Below are 12,918 nucleotides of genomic sequence, written 5' to 3' on the forward strand. Positions count from 1 at the left end.
CAAACCGCGGTCACCCGCCTCCTCAGCTGCTGCCCCTACTGCCAACGCGCCGGACCCACCTAACCAAGTACTACTAGCCCGTATCGGCCGAACCGGGCGTCCTGACCCGTCCGAGCGTCTCGGCGAGTCACGACCGCTTCAGGAGAAGCGCACCTCCACCGGCAGACCCAAGAAGGCGCCGTACGGGGCGAACGCAGCCTCTGCGGCCGTGCGATCGGCGGCGGTCAGACCCGCCAGGTCGGTGACGTCGACGCGGCAGATCTTGGCGCGCTTGGTGCGCGTCCACACGCCCACCACCTCGCCGTCCCGGACGAGGGTCGCGCGGAACATCCCGTTGTTGCCCGGCACCACCGCCTGCGCGTGCTCCGGTCGGAGGAAGAGATCGCGCTGACCGTAACCGAGCATGTACTCGTCGAAGCCCGCCGGCGCCAGCCACGGGGGAACGGTCACCGTGCTCGGAGCGCCGAGCGGGTCGGCGGGCGCCAGCATCGGGCCGGCGTCCGTCTCGACCGGTACGACCGCCTCGCCCGCCGTGTGCACGCCCCGCGTGGCATCGGCCACGGTGAGCCCGGTCCAGCGCACGAAGTCCTTGAAGGGCGCAGGCCCATGGCTGCGGAAGTATCGCTCGGCGATGATGCCGAGTGCCTCATCCCGCTCGGGCGTGACGGGGTCGGGCACCCATTCGTCGAGCAGAACGAACGTCTGCTCCGTGCCGACGTGCGGCGCGATCGCCGTGACGCCCAGCTGGCTTGCGTACCACAGCAGGTGATACCCCAGCTGGCCCGCGGTCTCGAAGCCGGCCGCGCGGATCGCCTCGACGCACTCGGCTCGCGTGAGACGGTTGCCGCCCTCGAGCGCGCTCGCGAGGGCCGCGACGGCCCGGTTGGCGTCGGCCTCGTCGAGTCCCAGCATCGCGCGCCGCCGACCGGCCTGCGCCAGCGGCCGTGCGCCGAGAATCGCGACCATCCATGCCGCATCGCGGGCGGGGACCAGGTGAACGGTGCCGCGCATCGGCCAGGTGCGCAGGGCCTCCTTGCGCTCGAGCGCGGCGCCCACCTCGGCGAGGGAGGCTCCCGGTATCCGCGAGCCGAGTGACCAGAGGGCGCTGTGCACGTCCTGCGCCTGCATCGCGCCGAACCACTCGACGATCCGCGCGACGGTTCGCTCGTCCTCGGGCGGTGTCAGCAGCAGGGCGCGCATACGCAGCGCGCGCACCTCGCGATCATTCAGCATCACGCCGCATACGCTACGCGTGTGCGCCGCCAGCGAGACTCCTTCAGAGGTCGGCGACGCGGATGAGGACCTTTCCGACGGTGCCGTTCTCGACCGCGTCGTGCGCGGCGGCCGCCTGTTCCAGCGGAAACCAGGTCAACGGCAGGCCGCTATCTTCGCCGACCGGCAGGGCGCCGTCAGCGAGCGCGGCAGTGATGTCAGCGGTTGCGGCAGCGAAGGCCTCCTCGCCGACCGTGTACAGCAGCACGCCCTGAAGGCGGAGGTTCTTGGCGAACGTCGAGCGGATGGACATGCTGAACCTGTCGCCGCCGTCGTCGGCGTAGTACGACACGACGGCGTGATGGGCCGCCATCGCGGCGTCGTCGTCGATGTTGGCCGCGATGGACACTTCGACGATGTGGTCCACGCCGTCGGGCGCGATCCGGGCGACTTGTTCGGCCACGCCGCCGCCGGTGTAGTCGACGGTGTGCGCGGCGCCGGCGGCGCGGGCAAGCGCGGCCTTGTGCTCTGAGCTCACCGTGGCGATCACCTCTGCTCCAGCCCATCGCGCGAGCTGGATGGCGGCGTGACCCACAGCGCCGGCGCCGCCCTGCACCAGCACGGTGCGGCCGTCCAGCGCACCGGGCCCGAGTCGGCTCGGACCGAACTCGTGCATGGTGAGGGCGCGATGCGCGGTGACGGCGGGCACTCCGAGGCTCGCGCCGACGGCGAAGTCGATGTCGTCGGGCAGGCGTACGACTCGCGAGGCGGGGATCGTGGTGTACTCCTGCGCCGTCCCCGTCGCGCCGCCGGTCTGCGTGTAATACACCCAGACGCGATCGCCTACCGACAGACCCTCGACATCGTCGGCGACGGCATCGATCACGCCCGCACCGTCCTGGTTCGGAACGACGACGTCACCGGATGTCGGCGGTGTCTTGGACCGCGACTTCCAATCGGTGGGATTGACGCCCGAGACCGCGATGCGCACACGGACTTCGCCGGAACCGGGCTCGACCTTCTCGCGCTCGACGAGCGACAGGACGGAGGAGTCACCGGGGGAGGAGTAGACGATCGCTTTCATATCCACCGTCAACGGGGAGCGGCGGCACGTCATTCCTCGCGCGGCGTTCTCGCCCGATCATCGCGCTGGCGTGAGATCCCGGCGGCGCGCGGCATCGCACGATCGCCGTGAGCACCGCATAGCCTTGACGCAATCGAAGGGACCACCATGCAGCAGCGAATCCTGGGGCGCACCGGCCGTGAGGTCTCGGTCGTCGGGCTCGGCACCTGGCAGCTGGGCGCCGACTGGGGCGACGTGAGCGAGGACGACGCCCTCCGCGTGCTCGACACGGCGGCCGAGCACGGCGTCACGCTCTTCGACACGGCCGACGTCTACGGCGATGGACGCTCCGAGGCCCTGATCGGGCGGTTCCTGCGCGGGCGGAACGACATCTTCGTCGCCACCAAGATGGGGCGGCGCGAAGACCAGGTGCCCGAGAACTACTCGCCCGAGAACTTCCGGGCCTGGATCGACCGCTCCCGCCACAACCTCGGCGTCGACACCCTCGACCTGGTGCAGCTGCACTGTCCGCCCAGCGCGGTCATCGGCGCGGATGCCACCTACGACGCCCTCGACGCGCTCATCGCCGACGGATCGATCGCGGCCTACGGGGTGTCGGTCGAGACGTGCGACCAGGCGCTTGCCGCCATCGCCCGCCCCGGGGTGGCGAGCGTGCAGATCATCGTCAACCCGCTGAGGCTGAAGCCCCTCGACGAGGTGCTGCCCGCCGCGCAGGCCGCGGGTGTCGGCATCCTCGCGCGCGTGCCGCTCGCCTCCGGGCTGCTCTCGGGCAGGTACACGTCGAACACGACGTTCGCGCCGAACGACCATCGCTCCTTCAACCGGCACGGTGAGGCCTTCGACCGCGGCGAGACCTTCTCGGGCGTCGACTTCGAGGTCGGCATCCGCGCCGCGGGCGAACTCGCCGCGGCCCTGCCCGACGGGGTCTCGCTTCCCGCGGCATCCCTCGCCTGGATCATGTCTCGCCCCGGCATCACTTCCGTGATCCCCGGTGCGCGCAACACCCGGCAGGCGGAGTCGAACGCGGCCGCGGCCGACCTGCTCGAGGGCGACTTCGACATGACGGCGTTCGACCTCACCGTGCGAGAGGTCTACGAGCGGCTGCTGCGGGAGGCGATCCACCCACTCTGGTAGGGCTCCTCGACGCACACCCGGACGGGTGAGAATAAGGCATGCGATGGCTGCGAGAACTGACGCAACGGCCTGAGTTCACGACCGCGTTGCTGCAGGTCACGAAGAGCGTGATCGCCGCGACGGCCGCGTGGTGGTTGAGTCGCGACGTGCTGGACTCGGCGCTGCCGTTTCTGGCTCCGTGGACGGCGCTGCTCACGGTGCACGCCACGGTGCACAGGTCGCTGTCGCGGGGTGCGCAGACGACGGTCGCCACGGCGATCGGGGTGGTCCTGTCGTTCCTCATCGGTGCCTACCTCGGCGTGGGTGTCTGGACTTTCGCCCTGGCACTGTTCGTCGCGCTCGCCGGAGCACGCATCTCGTGGATCCGTGATGAGGGCGTCGCGATCGCGACCACCGCGATCTTCGTGCTCGGCAGCGGCTTCTCCGAACAGCAGCCGCTGTTGCTGGACCGCATCATCGAGGTCGCCGTGGGGGTCGCCATCGGCGTTCTCGTCAACCTGCTGATCTTCCCCCCGCTGCGCGACACGCAGGCCGCGCGGTACGTCGACAGCATCAATCGCCGCATGGGTGAGGTGCTGGTCAGCATGGCCGAGGAGTTCTCGACCTCGTGGGAGACGGACAGGGCCGACGCGTGGCGGTCGGAGATCGAGTCGATGACCGCCGAACTGGATACCGCGTGGCGGACAGTGCGCTTCGCCCAGGAGAGCCGAAGATCCAATCCGTGGTCTCGACTGTCTCGTCCCCGCCGTGGTCGCGGCGGCCAGCCACCGGAGCAGACAGCGAGCTACGCGGCGATCCTTCAGCGGGTCGATGAGGGTGTCTCGCACCTGCGCCATCTCGCCCGAACGCTGAACGAGGCCGCTTACTCCGATGGCGACTGGGATGAGCGCTTCCGGGAGAGATGGGCGGCGGTGGTCCGCGACGCGGGATATGCCATCGCCGATCCTGATGCAGACGTCGAACCGATCGCCGAGCGCCTCACCTCTCTCGCGCGGGAGATGGCCGATGAGCGGGGTCTCCCGCGGGAGACGTGGCCGCTCTACGGATCTCTCTTGTCGAGCATGCGCCACATTGCCGTGATCGTCGACGACGTCGCCTCGGCGCGTGAAGCGCGCGAAACCTCGAACAGCAACCCGCAGGCCTGACCCCGCGCATTGAGTATGCGAAACGGAAGAGGACAGGCGGCTGCGCCTATTTCCTCTGCTCAGCAGAGGAGGATTGCCGAGAGGAGGGCCGTGGCCGCCGCATCCGTCCTCGTTTCGGCAACTCGCCTCGCCTCGGCCCGCGCGCCGGGTTGGTGGGACGTGCAGGCGGCCGCGCGGTCAGAAGCCGGTCGGCCACGCCTCGGGCTCGCCCCGCCGCGACTCCACCGCGTGCAGCGGCGTGAGCGCCCGGGTCGTGTCGAACCAGAGAAAGGCGTCGTAGCGCGAGCCCAGCACCGACGGCACGTAGTTGCCCAGGTGCTCCACCTCGGGGTGGTAGACCACCCCGATCGCGCGGTGGTCGCGCACCTGCGCCGCCCAGTCCGGCCGCTCGCCCTCGAAGACGAACAGCGCGGCGTCGCGGCCGTCGAGCGCCCCGTCCTCCAACTCGTCATGAAGCAGCTCCTCGACGCTCGCGGGGCGAGCGGCGGGAACCGGCATCTCGCGAACCTCGCCGCCCCAGCGGTCCGAGGCGATCACGCTGCCCTCGTAGCTGCCGAACCCGACGAGCACGACATCGTCGTCCGGATGCTTCTCCCGAACCAGCTGGCCGACGTTGACCATTCCGGCGTCGGCCATGTCGGTCCACCGGGCATCGCCGACGTGCGTGTTGTGCTCCCAGACCACGGCCTTCGCACCCTCACCGTGATGGCGCATCAGCTCGTCGAGCGTCTGCACCATGTGCCGATCGCGCAGGTTCCACGAGTCCGCGCCGCCCCGCATCATCGTGCGGTAGTACGCCTCGGCTCCGGCCGCCGACCGCGCATTCTGCTGCGCATTGAAGCGGGCCTCGGCATCCGGACCCTCGGCGGATGCCGCCGCTGACCGCGTGGCGGCGAGCAGCTGCACCACCTCGGCCTCGCAGCCCGAGGGCAGGTACCGCGTCGAGGCGGCATAGTCCTGCGGCTCCTCGGCATACGGCTCGAAGCACCGGAACGCCCGCTGCGCGCTCTCGACGTGCTCGGGATGGTGCTTCTGTAGGTAGGCGAGCGTCTGCCGCAGCGAATCCCAGAGGCTGTAGACGTCGAGGCCGTAGAAGCCCACTGTCCTGCCGTCGCGACGCCGCTGATTGTGCTCGCGCAGCCACCGGGTGAAATCGAGCACGTCGGTGTTCGCCCACATCCACGTCGGCCAGCGGTCGAACCGGTCCAGCACCTCGGCCGGGTCGTCGGGGGCCCGAGGGGACCCCGTCACGCACTCGTTGACGGCGTAGCAGTCCGGCCAGTCGCCCTCGACGGCGACGAAGGAGAACCCCTTCTCCTCGATCAGCCGCCTGGTCAGGGCCGCCCGCCACGCGTAGTACTCGTGCGTGCCGTGCGACGCCTCGCCGATCAGCACGTGCCGCGCATCCCCGACCCGCTCGAGCAGCGGGTCGAGGTCGGCCTCATTCCGCAGCGGCAGCGCGAGGTCGCGCAGGCTCCGCCCGTCGCCGGGCCCTGCGGCATCCGTCATTCCCTGGCGAGGCGCTCCGCGAGCATCTTCTTGCCCTGCTCGCCCGCCTTCTGGTTGTTGTGCTGGATCTTGCGGAACCACTCGGCCAGTTCGCCGTCGCCCTCGCGCTCGGCGTCCTGGATGTAGGTCTCGAGCTTCCAGACGTTGTGCAGCGACGCCTCGAGCGCCCAGATGAGGTTGTAGTTCTTGTCGCGTACCGGGCTGTCCGGTGCTTCGGCCATCTCGATCATCTCCTTCGGATCCACCGGCGTGCGCCCGCGTTCCAGGCATATCGCCGTGATGCGGGCCCGACGTTAGAAGATGCGATTGCTGCGTGAGGAGGGGGTTGACTCAAGCCGTGCGAGGTGGTGTTTGGTTGCTTGCGCGTGCGGCCAGCAGAAGCCGTAGTGTGGGCGCACACACCGCACGTCTTCTGAGCGTCAAAGGAGCAACCGATGGCAGACCGTGAGACGCAGATGCCCGACGAAGAGAAACCCGAGGGCGACTACCTGGAACAGCAGCGTTCCGATGATGACGTGGATGCCGACCGCGAGGCGCCCGCCGACGCACCCGGCAGGCTGTCGGCGCCGACCGATGCGAACGAGGCCGACGTGCTCGAGCAGTCCCGCGAGGTGCCCGACGACGAGGAGCGGCCGATCGACTGAGCCCGGTCGAGTCCGCAGGGGCGGATGCCGGTCCGGTGCGATAGGCGTTGACACGCTCCTGCGCAAGGGGGTCGCAGCGCCGCGGGCCGGGGAGTACCGTGCCTGGCGTCGGACCGGCATCCGATCGCGCATCGCGCGCTCGGGCCGACAGTCCCGACGCACGCGATGAGAGGAGAGGTCATGCCCGCGAAAGAGGAGATGCCCGACACGATCAAGCGCTCGCCGAAGCACGCGCAGGACATCTGGTCGAAGGCGCACGATTCGGCGGTAGACAGCTACGGCGAGGGCGAGCGCGCGCACCGCACGGCGTACTCGGCGCTCAAGCACGAGTACGAGAAGGTCGGCGACCACTGGGAGGCCAAGGACGAGTCCGGGCCCTCCGACAAGGGCTCGAAGGACCGCAGCGGCCGCACCGAGGGCGGCGTCGACGCGAACGCCTCGAAAGACCACCTGTACGACGTCGCGCAGAGGCTCGACATCTCGGGGCGTTCGAACATGAACAAGGACGAGCTGGTCGAGGCGATCAAGAAGGCGAACGCCCGCGAGACGCGCGAGGCGCGCAAGGACTGACCGGCTCGGCCCGACCTACCTCGGTGCGTCGGGATCGTCCTTCTCCAGACGCGTCAGCAGGGCGATCGCATCGTCGGCGGCGTCGCGGAAGGGATGCAGGACGGTCGAGATGGTGCCGTCGGCAACGCTGTCCCGGTAGCGGGCGTTCGCGGCATCCGTGTGCGCGGTGACCGCAATGGGGCACGTGGCGCCGTGATGGCGCAGCGCTCTCGCGACGACGACGCTCGTATCGGCATCCGGGATCGTGCTGATGATCCACCGCGCATGCCGGATCGGCAGGGTGTCGGGGAAGTCGGGGTTGTTCGCGTCGCCGAACACGACGGTCACACGGTCGGAGAGCTGATCGTCCTCGATCTCGACGCGGGCGTACGGGTCCCACTCGACCACCAGCACGCTGTAGCCGGCGGCGACGATCTCGTGCACGACCTGCTTGCCGAAGCGCCCGTAGCCGAAGACGATCGCGTCGTACCGGTCGGGCTCGTGGTCGGCGGGCCGCGCGGCGTTCTTGCGCTCGAAGATCCGCAGGGCGGGTTCGATCCGGTCGTAGATCTGCTTCGAGTACAAGATGAGGTACGTCGAGCCCGCGATGGTGATGAGGCCCACGAGGGTGACGAGCCCGACGAGGTCGTCGCCGACCTGGCCCAGGTCGCTGCCGAGAGCGATGAGGATGAGGCTGAACTCGCTGATCTGCGCCACCGTGAGGCCGGCGAGGAAGCCGACGCGGCTGGGATAGCCCATGGCGCCCATGATGACCAGCACAATGAGCGGATTGCCGATGAGCACGAACAGCGAGAACACGATCGCCGCGGGCACCTGTGCGCCGATCGTGCTGAAGTCGAGCTGGGCGCCCAGGTTGATGAAGAAGAACAGGAGGAGAAAATCGCGCAGACCGCTGAGGGAGGCGGCGATCGTTTCGCGGTAGCGCGTGGATGCCAGGGCGAAGCCGGCCAGGAAGGCCCCGACCTCGATCGAGAAGCCGAGCACATCGGTGAGTGCCGCGAGCGCGACGGCCCACGCCACGCTCCAGACGATCAGCAGCTCCTGGCTCGTCGCGACGAGTCTGAGCAGCCAGGGCAGCACCCACCGCGACGCGACGTACACGCCGCCCAACAGTCCGACGGCGCTGAGGATGAGAAAGAGGATCTGCTCGCCGATCGGGCCTTCGTGGCCGCCGCCGAAGCTCGTCAGGGCGATCATGACGACGATGACCACGACGTCCTGAACGATCAGGAATCCGAGCGCGATGCGGCCGTGCAACTCGTCGAGTTCGCGTTTGTCGGTCAGGAGCTTGACGATGATGATCGTCGAGGAGAACGTCAGCGCCACCGCGACGTAGATCGCGGCGATGAGATCGATCCCGAACAGCACGGCGATGACCCAGCCGATGAGCGACGTGAACACCACCTGACCGAGCCCGGTGAGCAAGGCCACCTTGCCGATGGACCGCACGAGAGTGATGTCGAGCTTCAGCCCCACGAGGAAGAGCAGGATCGCGATGCCGATCTCGGCCAGCAGCTCGAGCGGCTCGGTGTCGCCGATGATCCCGAGGACATTGGGTCCGACCACGATGCCGACGAGGATGAACGCGATGATGAGCGGCTGCTTGGCGCGGTGCGCGAGAAAGGCGATCACGCCGGCGATGGCGAGGATCGCCGCCGTCACGGTGAAGGTATCGACATCGATCGGCGGCATGCCTCCAACCTACGTCGGGCGGTATCGTCGTCGGGGCGTGCCGCGAGGACGCGGGCGTGTGCAGAAGGAGCAGCATGGGATTCGAGTTCGGCATCTTCGATTCGTTCGATCTGGGAGACGGCACGCCGGGCGAGGTGATCGACGGCCGGCTGCGACTCGGCGTCGAGGCCGATCGCCTGGGGTACGCGCACTATCACGCGACCGAGCATCACGGCACCGACCTGTCGGTCATCCCGTCGCCGAACCTCTTCCTCGCGGCGCTCAGCCAGCGCACCGAGCGCATCCGGATGGGCGCGATGGTCTACGTGCTGCCTGCGTACGAGCCGTTGCGTCTGGCCGAGGAGATCGCCGTGGTCGACCACCTCACCGGCGGTCGCCTCGACCTGGGCGTCGGCAGCGGGGTCAGCCCTTTCGAACTGGGCTACTTCGGCGTTCCCGGCGATGAGGCGCGCGCTCGCTACGACCGCTCACTCACCGCCCTGCTCGACGCGTGGACGACGGGCGTGCTGCGGCATCCGGAAGATCCCGAGCGCGAGCACGCGACCCTCTCGGTGCTGCCCGTGCAGCAGCCGTATCCGCCGCTCTGGTACGCCTCGAGCAACCAGCGCACGGCGGAGTGGGCGGGTCGGCACGGCATCAACTTTCTCGGCCGATGGAACGACGGTGAGTTCGTCGCGGCGGTCGACGCCTACTGGGCGGCGGGACGCGCGGGCGGAGAGGGCCCGCGCCTGAACGGCCACGTCGCGGGCACACCCCGCATCGGCCCGACCATGAGCGTGCTGATCGGCGGCAGCGACGCCGAGGCCGAGGACCGGTTCGCGTCGGCGCAGGAGTTCCACGCCCGGCGAGTGCTGAAGCTGTGGCACGAGCACGGGGTGGACTCGTTCGACGCGGCCTTCGATGCCGCCACCATGATCGCGCGCGGCACCGCGATCGTCGGTACGGCCGACACCGTGCGGGATCGGCTCATCGCGCAGCTCGAGCAGACCGACGTGAACATGATCGAGGCACAGCTCTACCAGGGCGACATGGGCCTCGACGAGAGCCTCGCCAACCTGCGGGCGTTCGCGGGGATCATGCCCGACATCCGAGCGGCCGCCGACGCGCTGGCCGCGGCTGGTGACCGGGTCGCGCTCGAGCCTGCGCAGGCCACGCGATGACCTCGGTGCGCACCGAGCCCGACGTCGCCTACGCCCGCGCGGGTGGTCGTGACCTTCGCTGTGACCTGCACTGGCCGGCGGATGCCGCAGGCCCGCTGCCGGTCGCGATCTACCTGCACGGCGGGGGATGGGCGCGCGGCTCGCGGTCGGATCGGGCGTCCGAGCGGCTGATTCCGGTCGCGGCATCCGGCATCGCCGTGGCCTCGATCGAGTACCGGCTCTCGGGCGAGGCGGTCTGGCCGGCGCAGTTCGACGACGTGCGCGCCGCGCTCGCCGCGGTGCCCGCGTTGTTGGCCGACCGGGGAGTCGCGGTGTCGGGCAGGGTGTCGCTCTGGGGGTGCTCCGCGGGCGGCCACGTCGCCCTCATGGCGGCGCTCACCGCGGTCGATGACCAGCGCCCCGATGCGGTGGTCGCGTGGTTCCCGCCGACCGACCTGACGCTCATGTCGCGTGCGCCGGCGTCGCCGGGTGCGCGGATGCCGTCGTTCCTGCCGCCGGGGGTCGAGGTTCCGGCGTTCGAGCGGATGCTGCTCGGATTGCCGGACGAGTCGGCGGGTGCCTCTTCTGATGCCGAGGCCCTTCGGGCGGCGAGCCCCCTCGCGCTCGTTCGCGCGGGATCGGCCCCCGTGCTGCTGATCCACGGCGACGAGGACGCGCTGATGCCGGCATCCCACTCCGAGGCGCTGCACGACGCGCTGCGGGACGCCGGCGGCGACGTGTCGATGCTGACGGTGCGGGGCGCGACCCACGAGGACCCGCTCTTCGACACGCCTGCGGTGCTGGGCGCGACGGCGGCGCACCTGCGGGGCGGTGCCTGAGGGTCGGATCTGCGCGGCGCGTCCGCGGCGGCGTTCCTCCCTTCTCTGTTGCGGCTGCACTTTTCGTCGCCGGCGGCGGCTTTTTCTGGCGCCGGCACCGAAAAGTGCAGCCGGCATCGGTGGGGGACCGAGTCGGATGCTGCTCTAAGCGCGAGCGGCGCTCTCGGCCCCTCCCGTGGGGGCTGCCCTTCACCTTCCCCTTTGGGGCTGCACTTTTCGGCGCGGGCGGTGGTTTTTTCTGGCGCCGGCGCCGAAAAGTGCAGCCGAACCCGCGTGGAGGAGCGGTGCGGCGCCGCCCCGGCGTGGAGGAGCGGTGCAGCGCCGCACCGGCGTGGAGGAGCGGTGCAGCGTCGGCCCGGCGCGTGCAAGGGTATGTGAGGGGACGGGCGCGAGGGAGGAACGAGACGCATGACGTCAGCGACACGACCGGATGCCACCGGCATCCACGAATCGATCGTGACCGGCGCCGCCTCCGCGACGGAGGTGTGGTCCGAGCATCGGCAGCGATGGGAGGCCGGGGGTGACCGGTGGCGGGCGATCGTCGACGTCGACCTGGATGCCGCGGATGCTGCTGCCGCCGACCTCGACGATCGACGCGCCCGGGGCGAGGCGCTGGGCGCCCTCACGGGTGTGCCGATGACGGTCAAGGACTCGTTCGACGTGGCCGGCATGCGCACGACCCACGGTCGGCTCTCGGATGCGCATCGGGCCACCGCCGACGCCCCGGCCGTCGCGAGGGCACGGGCGGGCGGCGCGGTGATCTTCGGCAAGACCAACGTGCCCGTGCTGCTGTCTGGATACCAGACGCTCAACGACGACTTCGGGCGCACGCTGAACCCCTGGCACGAGGCGCGTGCGGCCGGGGGCTCGTCGGGCGGCTCCGCCGTTGCGGTGGCCACCGGTCTGAGCGCGCTCGAGCTCGGCAGCGACCTGATCGGCTCCATCCGCATCCCCGCAGCATGGAACGGCATATTCGGGCACCGGCCGAGCAACGGCATCGTCTCCAAGCGCGGGCATCTGCCGTGGCGCGTGGACGCTCGCATCGAACCGCCGGTGTCGGTCTCAGGCCCGCTCGCACGCTCCGCCCGCGACATCGAGCGCGCGGTCGCGGTGCTGGCCGGTCCGGCCGAGCCCGAGGCATCCGCGTGGCGCCTGGAGCTGCCCGCGCCGCGACGCGACCGGCTGCGGGGAACCCGCGTCGGCCTGTGGACGGAGTGCGCCCACGCCCCGATCGACGACGAGATGCGCGCCGGCCTGCGTGCTCTCGCGGCCGCGCTCGAGGCGGAGGGATGCCGCGTGGTCGAGGTGACCGCGCCGCCCGGCGCCGACGAGGAGGGCCTCGCGCTGTTCGAGCGCCTGATGCTCGGCGAGATCGCGCACAGCATCGACGACGCCGGGTTCGCGGCGGCCCTCGCCTCGGGCGGCGACTCGGGTGTGGCCCAGCGGATGCGGGACGCATGGCGCGATGCGGAGCGACAGCGCGAGATCCGCGACGAGTGGAACGCGCGCGTCTTCTGCGACGTGGACGTCGTGCTGGCTCCGGCCGTGCCCGGTGCGGCACCGCTGCACGACGATCGTCCCGAGACGGAGCGCACGTTGCGCATCGGCGGCCGCGACTACGCGGCGCCGGCGGCGATCAGCGCGTGGAGCAGCATCCCGAACCTCGCGATGCTGCCGTGCACGGTGATTCCGCTGGGTCTCGGCGCCGACACGGGCCTGCCGCTGGGCGGGCAGCTGATCGGCCCGTTCCTGCACGATCGCACCACGCTGCGCATCGCCGCGCTGGCCGAGCGGGCCGGCCTTGTCGGTTTCGCGCCGCCGCCCGTGCCATAGCCGCGTCGCTTCGCTCGGTCTCGCCCCACCGCAGCACGTTGCGGCTGCACTTTCCTGCGGCGGCGGCGCCTTTTCGTGGCGCCCGTGCCGAAAACTGCAGCCGCAACGGGATGGGAT

Annotated in this window: 12 protein-coding genes; 7 read left to right on the plus strand and 5 right to left on the minus strand. The window is 70.3% G+C overall.

From position 1 onward, the window contains the following. Nucleotides 1–138: 138 nt before the first annotated feature. A complete protein-coding gene (locus M4I32_RS09795) occupies nucleotides 139–1,233 on the minus strand; it encodes a winged helix DNA-binding domain-containing protein (protein ID WP_319034443.1) in 1,095 nt (364 codons plus the stop codon). 43 nt (nucleotides 1,234–1,276) lie between these two features. Continuing rightward, nucleotides 1,277–2,296, minus strand: a complete 1,020-nt coding sequence (locus M4I32_RS09800) for an NADPH:quinone reductase (protein ID WP_319034308.1) — start codon at nucleotides 2,294–2,296, stop codon at nucleotides 1,277–1,279. 147 nt (nucleotides 2,297–2,443) lie between these two features. Here M4I32_RS09800 and M4I32_RS09805 point away from each other — a divergent pair, with 147 nt between their 5' ends. Beyond that, the gene (locus M4I32_RS09805) at nucleotides 2,444–3,430 is read left to right on the plus strand and encodes an aldo/keto reductase (protein WP_319034309.1); all 987 of its coding nucleotides are present in this window, start codon (nucleotides 2,444–2,446) and stop codon (nucleotides 3,428–3,430) included. Between the two features lie 38 nt (nucleotides 3,431–3,468). After that, nucleotides 3,469–4,575, plus strand: a complete 1,107-nt coding sequence (locus M4I32_RS09810) for an FUSC family protein (RefSeq protein WP_319034310.1) — start codon at nucleotides 3,469–3,471, stop codon at nucleotides 4,573–4,575. 177 nt (nucleotides 4,576–4,752) lie between these two features. Here the strand turns inward: M4I32_RS09810 and M4I32_RS09815 are convergent, their stop codons facing one another. Then, a complete protein-coding gene (locus M4I32_RS09815) occupies nucleotides 4,753–6,084 on the minus strand; it encodes an erythromycin esterase family protein (RefSeq protein ID WP_319034311.1) in 1,332 nt (443 codons plus the stop codon). After that, nucleotides 6,081–6,305, minus strand: a complete 225-nt coding sequence (locus M4I32_RS09820) for a hypothetical protein (RefSeq protein WP_319034312.1) — start codon at nucleotides 6,303–6,305, stop codon at nucleotides 6,081–6,083. Before M4I32_RS09820 ends, M4I32_RS09815 begins: the two co-directional genes overlap by 4 nt. 213 nt (nucleotides 6,306–6,518) lie before the next feature. On the opposite strand from M4I32_RS09820, the gene M4I32_RS09825 reads away from it, so the two are divergent. Beyond that, nucleotides 6,519–6,728 (plus strand): hypothetical protein, encoded by a 210-nt coding sequence (locus M4I32_RS09825; protein ID WP_319034313.1) that lies wholly within the window; start codon nucleotides 6,519–6,521, stop codon nucleotides 6,726–6,728. Nucleotides 6,729–6,908: 180 nt separating this feature from the next. After that, complete coding sequence (locus tag M4I32_RS09830) at nucleotides 6,909–7,298, plus strand: ChaB family protein (protein ID WP_319034314.1); 390 nt, start codon at nucleotides 6,909–6,911, stop codon at nucleotides 7,296–7,298. A gap of 15 nt (nucleotides 7,299–7,313) precedes the next feature. Here M4I32_RS09830 and M4I32_RS09835 read toward each other — a convergent pair whose 3' ends face one another. Beyond that, nucleotides 7,314–8,990, minus strand: coding sequence for a cation:proton antiporter (locus M4I32_RS09835; RefSeq protein ID WP_319034315.1), 1,677 nt, complete (start codon nucleotides 8,988–8,990; stop codon nucleotides 7,314–7,316). Nucleotides 8,991–9,064: 74 nt separating this feature from the next. On the opposite strand from M4I32_RS09835, the gene M4I32_RS09840 reads away from it, so the two are divergent. The 3 genes from M4I32_RS09840 (at nucleotide 9,065) to M4I32_RS09850 (ending at nucleotide 12,801) form a co-directional block, all read left to right on the plus strand. After that, nucleotides 9,065–10,150 carry an LLM class flavin-dependent oxidoreductase gene (locus M4I32_RS09840; RefSeq protein WP_319034316.1) on the plus strand — a complete coding sequence of 362 codons (1,086 nt, stop codon included), beginning with the start codon at nucleotides 9,065–9,067 and terminating at the stop codon, nucleotides 10,148–10,150. Beyond that, nucleotides 10,147–10,968 carry an alpha/beta hydrolase gene (locus M4I32_RS09845; RefSeq protein WP_319034317.1) on the plus strand — a complete coding sequence of 274 codons (822 nt, stop codon included), beginning with the start codon at nucleotides 10,147–10,149 and terminating at the stop codon, nucleotides 10,966–10,968. The genes M4I32_RS09840 and M4I32_RS09845 overlap by 4 nt, the downstream gene beginning before the upstream one ends. Before the next feature lie 408 nt (nucleotides 10,969–11,376). Continuing rightward, nucleotides 11,377–12,801 carry an amidase family protein gene (locus M4I32_RS09850; protein WP_319034318.1) on the plus strand — a complete coding sequence of 475 codons (1,425 nt, stop codon included), beginning with the start codon at nucleotides 11,377–11,379 and terminating at the stop codon, nucleotides 12,799–12,801. The last annotated feature ends 117 nt before the right edge of the window (nucleotides 12,802–12,918 follow it).

Source organism: Microbacterium sp. LRZ72 (assembly GCF_033792225.1).
Classification (GTDB): Bacteria; Actinomycetota; Actinomycetes; order Actinomycetales; family Microbacteriaceae; genus Microbacterium.